The sequence below is a fragment of the Candidatus Phycosocius bacilliformis genome (genome assembly GCF_003112735.1).
Classification (GTDB): domain Bacteria; phylum Pseudomonadota; class Alphaproteobacteria; order Caulobacterales; family Aquidulcibacteraceae; genus Aquidulcibacter; species Aquidulcibacter bacilliformis.
Genome location: NZ_BFBR01000003.1, coordinates 253,040 through 270,706, shown reverse-complemented (window position 1 = coordinate 270,706; position 17,667 = coordinate 253,040). Strand labels below are relative to the sequence as shown.

Annotated in this window: 20 protein-coding genes; 8 read left to right on the top strand and 12 right to left on the bottom strand. The window is 58.3% G+C overall.

The window, feature by feature from the left end; genetic code table 11:
- Nucleotides 1–22: 22 nt before the first annotated feature.
- Nucleotides 23–934, top strand: coding sequence for an ATP-grasp domain-containing protein (locus PbB2_RS06825; RefSeq protein WP_192576212.1), 912 nt, complete (start codon nt 23–25; stop codon nt 932–934).
- On the opposite strand, the gene PbB2_RS06820 is transcribed toward PbB2_RS06825, so the two are convergent.
- From PbB2_RS06820 to PbB2_RS06800, 5 genes are all read right to left on the bottom strand, one after another.
- Nucleotides 931–1,299, bottom strand: coding sequence for a bleomycin resistance protein (locus tag PbB2_RS06820; protein WP_108984555.1), 369 nt, complete (start codon nt 1,297–1,299; stop codon nt 931–933). The two genes, PbB2_RS06825 and PbB2_RS06820, sit on opposite strands and share 4 nt — an antisense overlap.
- A complete protein-coding gene (locus tag PbB2_RS06815; RefSeq protein ID WP_108984554.1) occupies nt 1,296–2,561 on the bottom strand; it encodes a UbiH/UbiF/VisC/COQ6 family ubiquinone biosynthesis hydroxylase in 1,266 nt (421 codons plus the stop codon). The genes PbB2_RS06820 and PbB2_RS06815 overlap by 4 nt, the downstream gene beginning before the upstream one ends.
- Nucleotides 2,561–3,313, bottom strand: a complete 753-nt coding sequence (locus PbB2_RS06810; protein WP_108984553.1) for a creatininase family protein — start codon at nt 3,311–3,313, stop codon at nt 2,561–2,563. Before PbB2_RS06810 ends, PbB2_RS06815 begins: the two co-directional genes overlap by 1 nt.
- A 70-nt stretch (nt 3,314–3,383) precedes the next feature.
- Nucleotides 3,384–4,382 (bottom strand): NAD(P)/FAD-dependent oxidoreductase, encoded by a 999-nt coding sequence (locus PbB2_RS06805; RefSeq protein WP_238164897.1) that lies wholly within the window; start codon nt 4,380–4,382, stop codon nt 3,384–3,386.
- 64 nt (nt 4,383–4,446) lie between these two features.
- A complete protein-coding gene (locus PbB2_RS06800) occupies nt 4,447–5,226 on the bottom strand; it encodes an enoyl-CoA hydratase/isomerase family protein (RefSeq protein WP_108984551.1) in 780 nt (259 codons plus the stop codon).
- Nucleotides 5,227–5,312: 86 nt separating this feature from the next.
- Here PbB2_RS06800 and PbB2_RS06795 point away from each other — a divergent pair, with 86 nt between their 5' ends.
- From PbB2_RS06795 to PbB2_RS06785, 3 genes are read left to right on the top strand one after another with little or no spacing between them, the layout of a single operon-like run.
- Nucleotides 5,313–5,759 carry a DUF3598 domain-containing protein gene (locus PbB2_RS06795; RefSeq protein WP_108984550.1) on the top strand — a complete coding sequence of 149 codons (447 nt, stop codon included), beginning with the start codon at nt 5,313–5,315 and terminating at the stop codon, nt 5,757–5,759.
- Nucleotides 5,760–5,792: 33 nt separating this feature from the next.
- Complete coding sequence (locus PbB2_RS06790; RefSeq protein WP_108984549.1) at nt 5,793–6,470, top strand: hypothetical protein; 678 nt, start codon at nt 5,793–5,795, stop codon at nt 6,468–6,470.
- Between the two features lie 38 nt (nt 6,471–6,508).
- Nucleotides 6,509–6,970 carry an SRPBCC family protein gene (locus PbB2_RS06785; protein ID WP_108984548.1) on the top strand — a complete coding sequence of 154 codons (462 nt, stop codon included), beginning with the start codon at nt 6,509–6,511 and terminating at the stop codon, nt 6,968–6,970.
- A 25-nt stretch (nt 6,971–6,995) separates the two neighbouring features.
- On the opposite strand, the gene PbB2_RS06780 is transcribed toward PbB2_RS06785, so the two are convergent.
- A complete protein-coding gene (locus tag PbB2_RS06780; protein WP_108984547.1) occupies nt 6,996–7,655 on the bottom strand; it encodes a TetR/AcrR family transcriptional regulator in 660 nt (219 codons plus the stop codon).
- 178 nt (nt 7,656–7,833) lie between these two features.
- On the opposite strand from PbB2_RS06780, the gene PbB2_RS06775 reads away from it, so the two are divergent.
- The 3 genes from PbB2_RS06775 to PbB2_RS06765 all read left to right on the top strand — a co-directional run bounded on the left by PbB2_RS06775 (nt 7,834) and on the right by PbB2_RS06765 (nt 9,994).
- On the top strand, nt 7,834–8,637 hold the full coding sequence (locus tag PbB2_RS06775; RefSeq protein WP_192576211.1) for a DUF4386 family protein: 804 nt from the start codon (nt 7,834–7,836) through the stop codon (nt 8,635–8,637).
- A 136-nt stretch (nt 8,638–8,773) separates the two neighbouring features.
- On the top strand, nt 8,774–9,163 hold the full coding sequence (locus PbB2_RS06770; RefSeq protein ID WP_108984545.1) for a hypothetical protein: 390 nt from the start codon (nt 8,774–8,776) through the stop codon (nt 9,161–9,163).
- Between the two features lie 45 nt (nt 9,164–9,208).
- Entirely contained in the window at nt 9,209–9,994 is a 786-nt protein-coding gene (locus PbB2_RS06765) for a MipA/OmpV family protein (RefSeq protein WP_108984544.1), read from the top strand.
- Nucleotides 9,995–10,059: 65 nt separating this feature from the next.
- Here PbB2_RS06765 and PbB2_RS06760 read toward each other — a convergent pair whose 3' ends face one another.
- Complete coding sequence (locus PbB2_RS06760; protein ID WP_108984543.1) at nt 10,060–11,094, bottom strand: SDR family oxidoreductase; 1,035 nt, start codon at nt 11,092–11,094, stop codon at nt 10,060–10,062.
- 59 nt (nt 11,095–11,153) lie between these two features.
- Between PbB2_RS06760 and PbB2_RS06755 the strand changes: the two genes are divergently transcribed.
- On the top strand, nt 11,154–11,738 hold the full coding sequence (locus tag PbB2_RS06755; protein ID WP_108984542.1) for a TetR/AcrR family transcriptional regulator: 585 nt from the start codon (nt 11,154–11,156) through the stop codon (nt 11,736–11,738).
- Between the two features lie 6 nt (nt 11,739–11,744).
- On the opposite strand, the gene PbB2_RS06750 is transcribed toward PbB2_RS06755, so the two are convergent.
- From PbB2_RS06750 to argH, 5 genes are all read right to left on the bottom strand, one after another.
- On the bottom strand, nt 11,745–13,889 hold the full coding sequence (locus PbB2_RS06750; RefSeq protein ID WP_108984541.1) for a prolyl oligopeptidase family serine peptidase: 2,145 nt from the start codon (nt 13,887–13,889) through the stop codon (nt 11,745–11,747).
- Between the two features lie 75 nt (nt 13,890–13,964).
- Nucleotides 13,965–14,651 carry an inner membrane-spanning protein YciB gene (locus PbB2_RS06745; RefSeq protein ID WP_108984540.1) on the bottom strand — a complete coding sequence of 229 codons (687 nt, stop codon included), beginning with the start codon at nt 14,649–14,651 and terminating at the stop codon, nt 13,965–13,967.
- Nucleotides 14,652–14,653: 2 nt separating this feature from the next.
- On the bottom strand, nt 14,654–15,937 hold the full coding sequence (gene lysA, locus PbB2_RS06740; protein ID WP_108984539.1) for a diaminopimelate decarboxylase: 1,284 nt from the start codon (nt 15,935–15,937) through the stop codon (nt 14,654–14,656).
- A gap of 5 nt (nt 15,938–15,942) precedes the next feature.
- Nucleotides 15,943–16,167, bottom strand: coding sequence for an argininosuccinate lyase (locus PbB2_RS06735; RefSeq protein ID WP_108984538.1), 225 nt, complete (start codon nt 16,165–16,167; stop codon nt 15,943–15,945).
- A gap of 90 nt (nt 16,168–16,257) precedes the next feature.
- Nucleotides 16,258–17,637 (bottom strand): argininosuccinate lyase, encoded by a 1,380-nt coding sequence (gene argH, locus PbB2_RS06730; RefSeq protein ID WP_305790452.1) that lies wholly within the window; start codon nt 17,635–17,637, stop codon nt 16,258–16,260.
- Nucleotides 17,638–17,667 lie beyond the last annotated feature (30 nt).

Sequence of the window (17,667 nt, the reverse complement as noted above, 5' to 3'; positions counted from 1 at the left end):
CGATGGGGCTAGCGGCTTGGACATGTTGCCCATCGCCCTTCTGGTCACCCACGACTATTACCCAAGCCGCCCGGATCGGGACGAACCCGATTATGCCCACAATCAATTGGCCTTGTTGAGCCAAGCCTTTGCCCCTTTTGGCGTGGCGGTCGAACCCGTGTTTTGGCAGGATGAGGGGACAGATTGGTCAGGTTACAGCGCGGTTCTGCCGCTTTTGGCGTGGAACTATCCGCAGGCGACACAGACTTTTCTGGCCCGCCTTGATGAGATTGAGGCCGCTGGCACGGCTTTGTTCAATTCAGGGGCGGTCATCCGCGCCAATATGGATAAGGGCTATCTGGCCGATCTTGCCGCCCGCGGCGCACCAGTCCCCCCAACGATCAGCCTTGAGGCGTGTGCACCTGAGGCCATTCTTGCCAGTTTCGACGCCTTTGGTGCCGATGAAATCATCATCAAGCCGCGCATTGGGGCCGGTGCCTGGCGGCAGGCCCGATTGAGGCGCGGCGCGCCTGTTCCCAGTGCAGACCTTCTGCCCCCGCATGCCGCCTTGATCCAGCCGTTCCTGCCCGCGGTGACCGATGAGGGGGAGTTGTCGCTGCTCTATTTCGGCGGGCGCTTCTCTCACGCGCTGATCAAGCGGCCCAAGGCCGGTGATTATCGCACGCAAGGCCAGTATGGCGCGCAGGAAACCGGCATTGATCCTCCTGAGGGTGCGTTGGCCGCCGCCGAAGCCGTGCTTGCGACAGCAGAAGGAGCGCCTTTGGTTTATGCCCGGGTCGATTTGGTGCGCGGTCCAGACGGGCAATGGCTCTTGATGGAACTCGAACTGATCGAGCCTTGGCTCTATCTCTCGCATGATCGCCAAGGCGGCACGCATGGGGCCCGTCTGTTTGCCGAAGCGGTCATGGCTCGGCTGAGACCGTCTCAGTCCTAATCAAGAGTATTCTGGATGATGCGGATCAGGCTGCCATCGGGATCGATCAGATAGGCAATGGTCAGGCCTGAGGGATCACGTTGCGGCGGATGGATTCGCGGCATGCCGATTGCCTGACGCGGGATGTCAGCCTGCACACAGCATTGATAAAGCCCCTCAAGGTCATCGACCCGCCAACAGGCACTAAACGAGGATGTCGTGGGATCAAGGTCTGGATAGGGGAAAAATTCAAGCTCTAATCCGCCGCGCGACAGGATCATCCAATTGGCGGCGCGATAATCAAGCTCAAAGCCCAATTTCCCATAAAAGGCCGCGGTGACATCCATGTCGCGGCTGGGAAGATTGGGTGTTGCATAATCACTCATAAGCGGGCCTCAAGGCGTTCGCCGCGCAACAAGCGGGGCAAATCCCCAACAGCACCTCCGGCGTGGCTGGCAAAGAAGCGGCGGGCAGGGCCAATCGCATCCACCAGGCCCAGACCTAAGGTCCGCAAAGCCCGGATAGGGGCCAGATCATTGGAGAAAAGTCGCACAAAGCCATCACAGGAGATGGCCAAGGTCATGGTATCGGTGCGACGCCACTGGGCATAGCGCTCCAATACGGCAAGATCGCCAAGGTCTTGGCCCAGATTGGCCGCTTCAACCAAAACCTCAGCCAGCGCGGCAACATCCTTCAGACCCAGATTAAGGCCCTGTCCAGCAATGGGATGGATGCCATGGGCGGCGTCTCCTGCCAGTACCACGCGTGGCTTTGCCCATGTTGCGGCAAGCTCCATGGACAAAGGATAGGACCAGACCGGGGCGTCAAGGCGAACGTTTCCCAGGAAGTCACCAAAGCGGCGGGCCAATTCGTGTTCCAAGTCCGCCCGCGGCATGGCGAGCAGGGCTTGCGCCCGCGCGGTCTTTTCCGACCAAACGATATTGGCGCGGTTGCCCATCAGTGGCAGGATGGCAAACGGCCCGGTCGGCAAGAAATACTCATGCGCGACCCCACCATGGGGCCGGTCCATGGCAATTGTGGTGACGATGCCGGTCTGGCCATAGGTCCAGCCATAGGTGCGGATACCCGCCTTTTGCCGCACAAACGACCCACGCCCTTCTGCACCGACGATGACGGGGGCTACAAGCTGTTGGCCCGATTTAAGCTTGGCCTCGACGTGGCCCGGCAGGATTGTGAAATCGACAATCTCGTCAGGGGCAAAGCGGGTGATACCGGGCCGGGTCGCGGCCTCTTTGTCAAGTGCGAGCCGGGTGCGGCGGTTTTCAATCATCCAGCCAAGGGGTTCCTCACCTGTGCCGGTCTCGGCTTGGTCAAAATGCAAGGTGAGGGAAGAAGGCCCCCCCTTGCGGCTGGGACTTCCCACCCGCCCATCTGACACAAGGATCTGTTGGATCGGCTGGACCTCGCCAATGTGACGGGCCACGCCCAAGCTCTCCATCATACGATAGGTCGCAAAACCCATGGCGGTTGCCCGCCCGTCAAAGCTCTCCTCCAGCACCTCAGCCGCTGGCAGGCGGTCGATCACGGCGACTTTGAGCCCGCCCTGATCCAAGGCAAGCGCCAAGGTGAGGCCAACCAAACCTCCCCCGGAAATCAGGACATCAAAGTTTTCCGGCGTGGCAGGCATCAGGCGGTCTCGGCAAAAAAGCTGGTGGCATCCGTGATCAAAGCCTTGGCGGCCGCCGCAACAATGGTGCCACCCTGTTCGGGTGTGGACTGGGTAGGATCAGAGCCGATGCGGCCATCGGCGAAGCGGCGACGATAATCGGCAGCATCACGGATCGGCCCGTTGGGCGCGATCTTGGGCTCGAGCACCAATTTGGCAAGATTGGCCCGCTCAGGATAGGCCCAATAAGTCACCGCGACTTCTGAGGCGGTGCCATGCGAGCCATGGCCTGTCGGGTACATATCAAGGCAAAGCCGCTCAATTCCCGGCAATTCCCACCAATTTTTCAGCATATGCGCAAAGGGGGCAGCCTCGCCCCGCAGCGAGTAAGCAGCATAGGTCTCAGCAAAGGCTGCCTGAATGGTTGCCACATTGCCGCCATGGCCATTGACCCAATAGAGCCGATCGAAACCCGCCCGTGTTAGACTGGCTGTCCAATCCACGATGGTGGCAATCATGGTGGAGGGTCGCAAGGTCATGGAGCCCGGAAAGCCCATATGATGTTGGGCCATGCCCACAGAAAACGTCGGTGCGAGCAACACATCAGCCTGCTTTTCAGCCTCGCGCGCGATAATCTCTGGGCACAAAGCATCGGTGCCAATCAAGCCGGTTGGGCCATGTTGTTCGTGGCTGCCGATGGGAATGATAATGCCGCGCTTGCCGTCTTTCAGCCGTTGGTCGATTTCAGGCCAGGTCGCAAGAGACAGAAACATTCCTCATTCCTTCTTTGAATAGGCGGCAGGGGCTGTTTGTATCTTTAGACCCTGACGTCCACCTTGTCAGCTAAGCAGTCAGATGTGCACCCAAGAGATGGCCTGAAAGCCAAGCTGATTCAACCCGTGGCGCGGTGAGCCAATCGCCGCACACACCAATGCGCAGCCCCGCGTCATAAATAAAGTCTTGGCCCGCCCCCGTCTCAACCCGGCTGTAGCGCCAACGATGGGCTTGACGCACCAAGGTTGCGGGTAAGGCCTCGACAGGCAGGCCAGCCACCTCAGCCAGTACCCCAAGCAAATGGGTTGCAACCTCGTCGGCGGAATCCTCCAAATGACGTGTTGACCAATCTGACCGGGCATGGACGACATAAGCCGCAGGCCCGGTCCGCCCGGGTTTGTCCAACGTGGCGCTGATCACATCAATCACGGGATGATCGTCAAAGCGCGCCAGCCCCCATGTCAGCGGCAATCGTGCATCAAAAGCAAACAGGCCTGCCCAGCATGGCACAGAGCGCACCTTGTTGGCGGCTTGGGCTTGGGCCGGGGCGGGGGTGCCGAGCAAAGCGTCGACTTGTTCGGCGGGTATTGCACAAATAACAGCCTCAAATGGGCCTTCTGCCGCGCCTGTTTCCAATGCCAGCATCCAGGCGCCGGGCCGTCCCTCCACGGAGCTGACGCGCTGGCCCCAGCGGACGTTGAGACCTTCGGCCAGTCCGCGCACGAGGCCATTCATACCCGGTGTGCCGACATAGATTGGTTCGTCAAACAAGGGGCTTGTGGTGCCGTCCTTGCCCCGTCGGACGCGTGACGAATCCCAAAGTGCCACGGCACCCTTGGCCATCAGCTCGGCCACAAGGGTCTGGAAGCGGGGGTCGCGGGCTGTAAAGAATTGCGCACCGTGATCGAAACAGGCTTCGCCTGCGGGGGTGGCCACGCGACGTGTCGACATCCGCCCACCCGGCCCACGGCCTTTGTCAAACAAGGTGACTTGATGACCGGCATTGACCAGTTCATGCGCACAAGCCAACCCACTGAGGCCTGCCCCGATGATGGCAAAACGTGTCACCTTGTCCCTCCGCTGTCGGCTGTGACCATCGCCAGCCTCAGGTGGCGACATAGTGCTTAGGCTTTTAGCGCACAGGAAATTGCGCAGGCCGCTTTTCCATAAAGGCCGCAAAACCTTCCTTGAAGTCTGCGCCCTCAAAACTCTGTCCGAACAGGGCCCGGCTTTCGTCCGCATCATCTTGGCCGCCACGCAGCAAGGCAAAAATCTGCTTTTGTGCGCGGATTGAATAGACCGAGGCCACCGAAATCTTGCGGGCATAATCCTCTGCCACAAGGTCCAATTGGTCGGGGCTGACCAAGTGGTCGATCAGGCCGCTTGCCAGGGCTTCATCGGCCTCAAGCAGGCGACCCGTGAACAAAATGTCCTTGGCTTTCGACAGACCAACAGCTTGAACCAATCGGCGTGTGTCACCCGCACCATAGACCAGCCCCAGCTTGGCCGGTGTCACCCCATAACGGCTTCCAGTGGTGCCGATGCGCAGATCGCAGGCCAGCGCCAACCCGCATCCACCACCAACACACGGTCCCTCAATGAGCGCAATGACGGGTTTGGGGCAATTCTCCAATGCCTTCATCGCGCCTTGGATTTTCTCATCATTGAGCAAGGCAGCGGCTGAGGTGGCATAGACCTCAGGCATTTCGGCAATATCCGCGCCCGCAGCAAACACGCCACCTGCCCCGCGCAGGAACACAAGCTTGATCTCGGGGTCAGCCACTGCTTCGGCCACCAGATCAGGAAGAGCCGACCACATGGCCACTGTCAGCGCATTGCGTTTCTCAGGCCGGTTAAGCCACAAAGTGGCGCTATTGTTGGCATGGCGCTGCAGAAGGAGAAGCTTTTCCACGGAAGGGCCTTGTCAGAGGGATTGGATATATCATTTACTGCGCCAGCTTAGACCTCTTTGGTCGCTCACAAAAGGGATTCTGCAGGATGGATACAATTCGCACAGGCATGCCATTGCTGGCCCGGCACGAGGGTGAGTGGGTGGGGGAATATATCCATGTCGACGCCAATAATGTCGAACTCGACCGTCATGCCTCGCACCTGCAATGTATGTTCAAGGACGAGGGGCCTTATCCTTATTACCAGATCAACACCTACAGCTGGCCGGATGGACGCCGCGAAGAGATTCATTTTCCCGCGACCTATAAGGACAAGCAGATTTGGTGGGATACAGATCGGATTTTTGGCCGGGCTTGGGAAGTGGACGACAAGACCGTCATGCTGACCTGGACCCGCAAGGACAGCCCCGGCACCTATCTGTATGAAATGATCCAATTGTCTGAGGACGGCAATGACCGTGGTCGGACCTGGCACTGGTTTGAAAATGATAAATTGGTCAAACGCACTTGCATCACGGAGCGGCGTGTGAAGTAAGTCGCCAGCCTGATTGTTACCGCTGGAGAACTTATGCCTATTTATGACATTTTGGTCTATGTCCATGTCTTGGCCTTTGTCTTCTGGCTGGGTGGCGATCTAGGTGTGGCGATCTTGGGGTCGGCATTTCGCAACCGCACCAAACCCCTCACCGCGCGGCTGGAAATCCTCCGTTTGCTGGGTGTGGTGGACATGGGGCCGCGCACCGCTTGGGTGCTGATGGTGCCTTTGTCGATCACTTTGGTGTCGGTGGCGGGCTATTGGGGTTGGCCGTCTTTTGTGATGTGGCTGTCCTGGTTGGTGGGCGTGGTCTGGATGGCCCTGACGTGGACCATACATCTGCGGACAGGGGCCCCGATTGTTGCCCGTCTCAAGCAGATCGAATTTTGGCTCAAGCTTTTGATCACCGCATTTTATGCGGTGATTGGCGCTTCCTCACTTATGGGCCTTGGGCCGTTTGGCGACGTTTGGCTTGCGCTGAAAGCCGCCGTGTTTGCTGCAATTTTCGCGGCAGCCATCATGATTGATGTTGCCGGCCGCCCTGTCGGGCCACTTTTGCTGGCTGTGATCGAAAAAGGCTCCAGCGATGCAACCGAAATCCCGCTGCGCCGGGCAATGGATCGGGCGCGCCTATGGGTGTGGTTGACCTATGTGCTCTTGGTCATCATTGGCTTTTTGGGCACCGTGAAGCCGGTATTTGGCGCGGGCTGACCGGCGCAGACCGCAATTGTGTAGGAGAGGGCGCAGCCATGGTTGATCACACATTGAAAATTTCCCGCCATCTGACTGCGCCCCGCGCGACCGTTTGGCGGTGCTGGGTTGAAAGCGACCTGCTCAAGCAATGGTATTGTCCGAAACCGTGGCGTGTATCGGTTGCCGAGATTGATCTGCGGGCGGGCGGAGCCAGCTTTATCGTCATGAACGGGCCCAACGGGGAAGAAAATCAGATACGCGGACAATATCTGGCGGTCGAGCCTGGCCGGGCCTTGGTGTTTTCTGATGCATTTGTTGGCGATTGGATGCCCGGTGACCATACGCCTTTCATGACTGGCTATGTCATTTTGTCTGATGCGCCCGACGGGGGCACGCTGATGGAATGGGGCGCGCGCCATTGGAGTGCAGAAACCAAGGCCCAACATGAGGCGATGGGCTTTGAGGCTGGATGGAATGCGGCCGCTGACCAGTTGAACGCCTTGGCAGCAAGCCTTTGATCGGCAAAGCCTACGTCATCCCGGATCAGGATGCGTCAGTCGCCCCATAGGTTTGGCGCACAATATGCAGGAGGGCGGCTTCAGCGCGTTGCCAGTCCGCTTCTGTCTCCAATTGCATACCGGCCTGGGATTGAAAGGCCGAAGCCGACATGGCCAGATGCTGAACAGCACCAATGATAATCGCATTGAGCGCGCCGGTATCGAGGCCTTCAGGTGGCTTGAGGGTGCCGCGCAGCCCGACCATCCACGCATTCAAGCGCTTGGCGCGCGCGGCGGCCATGATGGCAGTCAGGCTTGAGGGGGAGGCCAATTCCCAGGCCGCAATTTTCTGGATGATGCGATTGGACCGAAACAAGGCCAATAATCCGACTGCCAAACGTTCAACCCAAGCGGCATAGGTCTTTGGTGCCTCTTGACGGGTGAAGCCCTCAAGCTCGGCACTTAATTCATCGGCAATATCGGTGCCGATCACATCCGCCAGCCCCTCCAGCCCGTCGAAATAGCGATAGATCAGCTGTTTGTCACAGCCGGCCCGGCGGGCAATCGAATTAATGCCGAAATCGGCAAAGCCGGATTCAGACAAGATATCCTTGGCGGCTGCCACGATGGTTTGGCCGCGAGCAACCCGGTCGCGCTGGCGGCCTGGTGCCTTTGCTTCAGGATGGTCTTCATTCATCAGGTCCATGATATTTCCATTAAAACAGGTGGTTAGTGTGCATTCACGCTATAGTGACCGATTTTCTCAGCGAAAGCCAGAAAAAATATCACCGACTGGTGACATTTCCTCTTGCACATGTCACTGACCGGTGATATCCACTGTGTCACCACTTGGAGACATGGTGTCTCCGGAAGGAGAGACAGTTATGAACATGCCCATTCGCAAGCCCGAAGCTGTCGAAAGTTTCGATCTTGATCCTACCACCACAGCTCAAATCCGTGCCCGCCAGCCTGCCCGTCGCCAGATGGTTCTTGGATTATCGGCGGTGGCTTTGGCGATTGCCTTCAACATTCCCTATTCGATCCTTGCTGTGACCTATAACTATCCAGATGTGCTGCGTGGATCGGCCCATGATGCGTTGGATCTGTTTGCCAAGGGTGGGGCCTCGCTTGTGCTGACCTGGCATGCCTTTGCCATCATCGCGCTGGCACTCTTGCCATTTGCTTTGGCCGTGTCGCTGACGCCAGAACGTTTGCGTCAGCATAATGGTCTGGCAGTCGGGGCTGCCATTGCAGGGGCTTTGGCTGGCTTGACCCAAGCCATGGGCCTGTGGCGCTGGGTTTTTGTCATCCCAAGTCTGGCCCGTACCCATGCAGATCCGGCCGCGAGCCCTGAGGCCAAGGCCGCGGCAGAGCGCGCTTTTGAGGTGCTGAACCTCTATGGCGGGGTGGCGATTGGCGAGCATATGGGCCAATTGTTGACGGCCCTCTTCATCGTCCTCTTGGCGCTCATCCAATGGCGCGAAGCCAGCAAAGTGACCTCGGTCACCGGCTTGATCACCGCTGCAACCATTGTGCTGGGCACACAAGAAGGGGTCGCCATCGCTTTGGGCCAACCAGGTGACATCTTCTCCATGGCCACCATCCTTGGCTATCTCGGCCTCACCGTGTGGCTGATCCAGACCGGCATCACCCACATGCGTCGCCCCCGTCCACTCAAGGCTGCCTAAGCCGGGCCAATCGGCCCTAACACATACTCCCCCCTGATTGTGAGCGCACCAACACCACTCTGGCCTGCCCGGCCGGATAGCCCCCCGGCGCGCTCAGATTTCCTCTCAATCACCACCTCATTCTTCGGAGACTATCATGAAAAAACAGACCCTTGCTATTGCTTTGACCTTGCTGGCCACGGCCTGCGCCACCGCTAAGGAATCCGGCATCCGCGACCCCCAACGCTTCCGGGCAATTGCTGAAACCACCCGTCTGACCAGCACCCAGGCCCCTGAGAAAGTGGCCCGCTGTTTTGAAGATCAGGCCGCGTTGCTGCCGATGACGCGCTTCATCAAGGACGAGGCCACCAACACCACCACCTATCGCCTGCGCGGCTATGGCTACACGTTTGAGGAGATTGACTTTGTGGCCCGAGCTGATGGCGGGGCCGAGATCACCACCTTCCTCGCCCCCGGTGTCAACGCCAAATGGCGTGCCGACTTTGAAGCCGGTCGGCTGGCCGTTCTTCGCAGCTGCGCAGCCTAAACCAATCCCCAATCCTCCCACCCCCAAACAAAGAGAGATAAAGCTATGAAAATCAGTCACTTTCCATTGTTCGTTCTGGTTGGTTTTGCCGGATTTGCCAGTGTGGCCCAGGCAGAAGTCAGCCCAACTCCGCAAAACTCCCTGACGATCGGGGCCATGTCTATGCCAGAATTCGAGGGCTCCAAGGACAGTGAAACCTGGCCATTGGTGGCTGGCACCTATCACTTTGATCAGCGCTTTATCGCGCTGGAAGGGACTGCCATCCGCGCCAATCTGGTCAATAGCGCACAATGGCATGCTGGTCCGGTGGTCAATTATCGCTTTGGCCGCGACAAGGACGTCAAGGACACAGCAATCCGGGCTTTGGGTTCGATTAAGGATGCCATCGAGACCGGTGCTTTTGCCAGCTATATCCAGCCCTTGGGTGAAGGCCAGATCACGCTGAGTGGTGAAGTCCTTACCGATTCAGGCAATGCACACAAAGGCTGGACTGGCTTGGCCGCCGTTCGTTACAGCCGCGCCATTACCCCCGATTTTGGCGTCACACTGGTCGGCTCCGCCAGCTATATGGACAAGAAATATGCCCGAACCTATTTCGGCGTGACGCCAAGCCAGGCCCTTGCCAGCGCTTTGCCCGCCTATCAGGCCAAGTCAGGGGCTAAGGATGTCGGGCTTGATGTGATGGGTTCTTACAAAGTGAGCGAGCATTATGCGGTGACGGGCTTTGTCGGCTATCGTCGTCTGTTGTCTGAGGCAGCCGACAGCCCCATCGTCAAGCGCGGCGACAAGGATCAGGTTTCTGTCGGTATCGGCGTCACACGCAGCTTCTGATCCACACTGGTCTTGAGTATTGAGAGCCCCGAGGTTTGTCGCCTCGGGGCTTTTGATATGTCTGATCAGATCCGCACAATGCCCTCACGGATCAGGCTGCGGGCCGTATCGGTAATGGATTGGCGGACATCGCGTGGCGTCCAGCCCAAAAGCGTGCGGGCTTTGCTATTGTCTGCCATCCGCGCCTTATCCAGCTCGAATGCCACGCCTTTGATCACAGGGTCGAAGTTTGCAACAATACGCATCAACCAGCTTGGCAGTTTGCCGGTCGGCACCTTGCGTGCCTGTGTGCCCAGATCCGCCTTGAGGACACGGGCGACATCTTCCACCCAATAGAAGTCGCAGGCGGCCAAAAACCGCTCACCTGCGGCCTTGTCACTGGTCATTGCCCGCACATGCAGGTCGGCAACATCGCGCACATCAACGAGGGAAAAGCCCAAGCGGGGGCTGCCGGGAAAATCACCATTCAGGAGTTTCTGGACCAAGAGGATTGAGGTGGAAAAATCGGGTCCCAGGATTGGGCCCAGCACAGCACTTGGATTGATGGTGGCCAGTTCCAGTGCGCCGCCTTCGGCCTTGATAAAGTCCCAGGCCGCCCGTTCGGCAATCGTCTTGCTGCGGACATAGGCCCCGGTGTCAGGGCTGGTTTCATCGGTCCAGTCCTTTTCAGTAAAGGCTGTCGTCCGCGAACCGCCGTGACCATAGGCAATGGCGGCCATGGACGAGGTCATGACCACGCGCTTGACCCCGGCATCGCGGGCGAGCCGCAACACCCGCAAGGCCCCTTCACGGGCCGGGCCAATCAACTCATTCTCATCCTTGGGCATCACAGCAGGGAAGGGCGAGGCGACATGCTGAATATAGTCAACCCCGGCAATGGCCTCAGCCCAGCCGTCGTCACGGGTCAGGTCTGCAGCAAAAAAGCTCAACCCATCCAAATTGGGGGTGAGTTTTTTCAAGGCTTCGCGCACTTCAGGCTCCCGACCCAGATTGCGGATCGTGGTGCGCACCTGAAAGCCCGCCTCCAGCAATTGGGCGATGACAAAGCCGCCAATATAGCCCGATCCGCCCGTCACCAGCACCAAACCTTGACTTGCCATAGCTTGAATCCCTCTAAGAACAAATTGACATTGTGACGATCTGACAATATTATCAGAAAATGTCAATCAGTTTGGATGCAGACCCCCGGCGCGACCGTATCTTGCAAGCAGCTTTGGCTGTTTTTGCACGCTATGGCTTCAAGCGCGCGTCTATGGAGGATGTCGCGGAGGAAGCAGGCATTTCCCGTCCGGCCCTTTATCAATCTTATGAGAATAAAGCGGCCATCTTTGCCGCTCTGGCCTTGGCACTGGGCCGGGCCAGTTGTGAAGCCGCCGAAGCGGCTTGGCCAATTCATCTGCCATTTGCTGAGGGGCTGGCAGCAGCAGGCCTCGCTTTGCACGGTCTGTCCTGGCAGGCATTGCATGGCTCGCCCCATGGCGGGGAACTTTTGACCACAGACTCGGTTCTGGTTGGGGATGTGGTCGCGGCCGTGGACAGCCGCATGCAAGCCTTGGTGCAGGCCCGCCTAATGCCGATCTTGGGCGCTTCTGCACCGGCAGACCAAATTGGCCTGCAGGCAAAGGCGATCACGGCTGCTTTGCACGGCCTCAAAGCCCAGGCAGGAAGCTTTGAGGAATTGGTGGCACTCACCACTCAATTGGCCCAATTGATTGGGGCGGGACTGACCCGCCCCTCACTCTAAGCCTGACTAGTCCATCAATTTCTGCATCAGATAGGTTGCGACCAGCGCCCGCTGCTTGGCGCTTTCAACCAGATTGGCCGCCGCCGAGTGCCCGCCATCAATATTCTCATAATAGAGGAAGGGCATGCCGAGGCTTTCCATCTTGGCGGCATATTTGCGCGCATGGCCGGGATGAACCCGATCATCCTTGGTCGAGGTCATGAAGAAGGGCTCTGGGAATGGGCTCTTCTGTGTCAGGTTCTGATATGGACTCATTTTCTCAAGCCATGGCCGCTCGGCTGCGACATCCGGGTCGCCATATTCATCAATCCACGACGCCCCGGCCAGCAGTTTGTGATAGCGCAGCATATCAAGAAGCGGCACTTGGCAGACGACTGCATTGAACAGGTCCGGACGCTGGGTCAGCATGACGCCCATCAGCAAGCCGCCATTGGACCCACCTTGAATCCCCAGACGGCGCGGGCTGGTGATTTTGCGCCCAATCAGATCTTCAGCCACAGCGATGAAATCATCATAAATGACTTGCCGCTTACCCTTCAGCCCCGCGGTATGCCAGGCTGGGCCAAACTCACCGCCGCCGCGAATATTGGCCAGCACATAAACGCCCCCGCGCTCCAGCCACAATTTGCCATTCATGGCCGAGTAATTGGGCAGCATCGAGACCTCAAAGCCACCATATCCATAAAGCAGCGTCGGCGCGCTGCCATCCAATGCCAAGCCTTTGCGGGCAATCAGGAAATAGGGGATTTTGGTGCCATCTTTGGAGGTGGCTTCAAATTGATTGACCTCCAGCCCGCTTGCATCAAAGCGAGCGGCCTGGGCCTGTACCGTCACCGGCTTGGTATCGGCTTTGGCGGCAAACAGGATCGAGGGTGGGGTGATGAAGTCATTATAGGAGAAGAAGACTTCCTCTTGGCGGATGCCAGCATCCACGACCCCGGCCACGCCATTCTTTGGCAGGTCGACCGGCTTGAACGACCACGCACCTTTTCCGTCTTGGGTATAATGGCGCACAGCGCTCTTCACATTGGTGGTCAGCGTGACAAACAGCCCCTGCTTGGTCATGCTGACGTCTTGCAGCGCCTCACGCGGGCCGGGGCGATAGATGGTCACAGCTTTGATTGCCCCATCATTGGCCTTCAATTGTGAAAGAGGGACGCTGAGCAAGGAGCCTGCAGGGATTGGGGTTTTGGCCCCGCGCGGGGTCCAGTCCTCTTGAATGGTGACATAGAGCTGGCCGGCCCGCAGCCCTTGCAGGCTATGCTTGGTTGGCAAGGCCAATTTTGTCGCCTTACCTGCGGCATCAAGATAGAGCGTCTCGGTGGTAAAGAAGGTCGGCGAGCGGCTGATGAAGAAATGATAGCGGCTGCCATCATCGAGCCGCAACGCGCTGGCCGCTACGTCACTGGACTGGCCGCGATAGACTTCCACCGCTTGATCAAGCTTTTGACCGCGCTGGAGGCGCTTGATCACGAAAGGATAGCCGCTGTCTGTCAAGCTGCCAGGACCCCAGTCGGTTGCAACCAGCAGCGTGTCTTGGTCAACCCAGACCACTGACGATTTGGCTTCGGGCAATTCAAATCCGCCTGTGACGAAGGAGCGGGTCTTCACGTCCCATTCCCGCTTGGTGTCGGCATCCTTGCCGCCATTGGACAATTCCAACAGCACGCGTGTATTCCACAAATCATTCGGATCGAGCGCACTGCTGCCCTGATACACCCAATTCTTGCCTTCATCCTTGGCCAATTGGTCGACATCAAGAATGGTTTCCCACACCGGGCTTCCCAAACGCCAAGCCGTAAAGTCGGCCCGCCGCCAGATCCCGCGAACGTGGTTGGTGTCCTGCCAGAAATTGCTGACATAGCCATTGATAAAGCCACCAAAGGTCAGCCGATCGCGCGCGCGAATGATGTTCAGCGCATCTTCTTCCAGCTTGGTATAGCGGGGATCATTGGTGAGGCGGGGCAGCGAGCGGGCATTCTGGCCGCGAACCCAGGTCAAGGCCTTCTCGCCCTCGACCTCTTCAAGCCAAAGAAATGGATCAGAAGTGGCCGCGTCAGATGCAGCCTGAGCAATGGCGGAGGTGTTCAAGGCCAGAAACCCCAATGTTGCGGTGGAAATGGCGGAAAAAAGCAGGCGGCGTCGATTCATGAAATCCCTCCCAGATGGGGTCTGTGAAACCGTGAACGACCGAGAAGGTCAAGATGGGGCGAGGTTACAATCCCTTCACGTCTCCTTGTCCGGGCTCTTGTCTGCCGGATCGAGCAAGGGATTGCCCTCTGGATCGGTCAAATATTTGGCAATGAAAGCAAAATTGACGATCCAGAAGATCATGTTAATCGCCATATCACCCCAGGTATTATAGGTCACCCAAGTCTGGAGCGGTTGTGTTCGCCACACCACTTCATTGATGACAGCAAGGCTGACATACATCAGACCCGCACGCAGGGTCAGGCCACGCCAGACAGCCTCCGGCATATGTAAGGCACCCGAAAACAGCGCTTTGAGGACATTACGCTTGAAGGCAACCGAGCCCAAAAGAATGAGACCAATCAGCGAATAGACCAAGGTGGGCCGCATCTTGATGAAAATGTCATTCTTGAGCCAAAGCGCGAGGCCAGAGAAAACCCCAATCATCACAAAAGTGAACAGGCCCATTGGGCTGACGGTGCGTTCTTTCCAGTATGAAAAGGCAAAACCTGCCACTGCGGCAGGAATGAACACCAGTGTCGCAAACAGTACGGCTTGGCTGCCTGTCAGATCGGCCAATGCAGAAGGTACGCCGTGCTTCTCGGCCCATTGATAGGAGAAAAAGAAAACCGCCGCTGGGCCTAAATCGCTGACCAAGCGCACCCAACTAGCCCCGCCTTGAGGTGGCTTAGATGGGGTGACGACGGGGCTATTCTCACTCATGTCTATGCCTTTTCTGCCTGAGGTCCCAGCCAATCCGGCAAGGTCTCCATGCCGAACATCTCCTCATAAGTTTGACGCGGCCGCACGACTTGCCATTGATCGCCGCTGACCATGACCTCGGCAGCCAAGGGGCGGGAATTATAGGTCGAAGCCATGGCAAATCCGTAAGCCCCGGTGCTCATGAAAGCGATCAAATCCCCTTCGCCAATGGCGGGCATGGGACGCTGTTCGGCAAATGTGTCGCCGGTTTCGCACACCGGGCCCACCACATCCAGCGGGGCAAGATTGTCGTGATCAACCGCTTGCCGGACGGGCAACATCTGATGATAGGCTTCATAAAGTGCGGGCCGGATCAGGTCGTTCATGGCCGCATCCACCACCAAAAAGGCTTTGCCGCCATTGTCTTTGGTGACGATGGCACGGGTCAGCAGCACCCCGGCATTGGCCGCAATCATCCGTCCGGGCTCAAACTCCAGTTCAATATCAAGATCGCCGACCACATTGCGCACCATGGCCCCATAAGCGACCAAATCTGGCCCACTCACCGTCTCATCATAAGTGGCCGCCAGCCCGCCGCCCAGATCCAGACGCGTGACCGTCAGCCCGCGGGCGCGCAATCGGCCAACACAGGCAACCAGCTTGCGGTAGGCCTGCTCCATCGGCGTGAAGTCGATGATTTGGCTGCCGATGTGAACCGACAGACCGACAGGTTCAACACCGGTCAGCTCGTTGGCCTCGGCATAGAGCGCCTCGGCCAGATCAAAGCTGACGCCGAACTTATTGTCGGCTTTGCCAGTGGTGATTTTTGCGTGACCACCAGCTCCCACATCGGGATTGACCCGGATGCAGACTTTCTGGACTTTACCTTGCGCACTGGCCAGTCTGCTGATCCTCGCAAGCTCGCTCGCGCTTTCAATATTGATTTGGCGCACCCCGACTGAAATGGCATAGGCCAATTCGGCATCGGTCTTGCCGACCCCGGCAAACACAATTCCGTCCGCGGGCACGCCTGCATGCAGGGCGCGGCGAATTTCGCCTTCAGAAACCGTATCAGCTCCAGCCCCGAGGGCGGCCAAAGTGGCGATCACTGCCCGATTGGTATTGGCCTTTACCGCATAGCAAATGTGGACTTTGAGGTCGCCCAAGGCCGCTTTGAACACCTTGTAATGATGTTCCAATGTCGCGCGCGAATAGACGTAAACGGGCGTGCCGACCGCTTCGGCAATGACGGCCAGCGGCACGTCTTCGGCATAGAGGGCCCCATCGCGATAGTCGAAGAAGCGCATCGGAATTATTGGGGCGGACGGGTCGGTGCGGCAGGGGCGGTCTCTGCTTGCTTGGCAGCGTCTTCTTCAGCTTTTTTCTGGCGCGCTTCTTCGGCTTTGCGGGCCTGTTCGGCTTCATAAGCCGCACGATCTGGCCCCCACATTGGGGCGGCAGGCTCCAGCGGGCCACGGATACCACAAGCGCTGACAAGCCCAAAGCAGGCAAAGGCGATGACAAGGCGGATGTTCATGGGTGTCTTATGACCCTCATCAAGCGGGGAGATGGCTTACCTATAGTGCGAAACAACAGCTGACGCAAAGCGCCCGCCTGCAGACCGCACCTAAGCCTTCAGACCCAATTCGTCGCGCAGGCGGGCCACGTTTTCCCGCACCCGTTCGGGGGCGGTGCCGCCATAGGATGCGCGCGCTGCGACCGAGGCTTCCACCGAGAGCAGCGGGATGACCGCAGCGGTGATCCGTGGCTCGATGGCTTGAAACACAGACAGGGGCAGATCGCATAATTCTGCCACACCATGTGCCTCAGCAGCCTTCACCACCGCACCTGTGACATGGTGGGCCTCGCGGAATGGCATGTTGAGGTGGGTCACCAGCCAGTCAGCCAAATCGGTGGCGGTGGAATAGCCAAATGTCGCGGCCTGGCGCAGATTGCCCCGGTCAAACTGGATGGTGCTCATCATGCCTGCCATGGCCCCGACGCTTAACAGGAACGCGTCAAAAGCTTCAAACGTCAGCGCCTTGTCGTCTTGCAAATCCTTGGCATAGGTCAAGGGCAGGGCTTTGACGATCATCATCAGGCTCTGCGCATTGGCCGCAATGCGGGCAGCCTTGGCGCGGATCAGTTCAGCGGCATCGGGGTTGCGCTTTTGTGGCATGATGGACGAGCCAGTCGACCAGCCATCTGACAGGCGGGCAAACCGGAAGTGTGATGAGGTCCATAACACGATTTCTTCGGCCAGACGCGACAGATGCACCGCCCCGATGGCCAAGCTATTGAGGGCCTCCATGGCAAAATCGCGGCTGGCAACCCCGTCCAAAGAATTGGCCATCGGCCGGGAAAAGCCCAGTGCGGTTGCTGTTGCCTGCCGATCAATCGGATAAGGTGTGCCCGCCAGTGCCGCCGAGCCAAGTGGGCAGGCATCGGCATGGGCAAAAGTGGCCTGCAGACGGTCGCGGTCGCGGGCAAACATCTCGACATAGGCCAAAAGATGGTGGCCCAGCGTGACGGGTTGGGCCGTCTGCAAATGGGTAAAGCCCGGCATGATCCAATCAGCATGGGCATCTGCCTGCAAAACCAGAATGCGCATCAAGCCTAAAAGGGCCTCATCGGCTTCGGTCAGGGACCGGCGAACCCACAGGCGGAAATCGGTTGCCACTTGATCATTGCGTGACCGGCCCGTGTGCAGGCGTTTGCCAGCCTCGCCAATCCGCTCGGTCAAGCGCGCTTCGATATTGAGGTGGATGTCTTCCAGATCGATCGAAAAAGGAAAAGCCCCCGCAGCGATTTCTGCTGCAATCTCGTCCAGTCCCCTTTGTATCGCGGCGCCATCTTCCTGCGTAAGAATGCCTTGGGCGGTCAACATTGCAGCATGGGCCTTTGACCCAGCGATATCCTCGCGCCACATACGTTGATCAACATCAATGGAGGCATTGATCGCCTTCATGGTCTCATCCGGGCTGGCTGCAAAGCGACCACCCCACATAGATTGGCCTTTGGACTGGTCTTGGCCGTT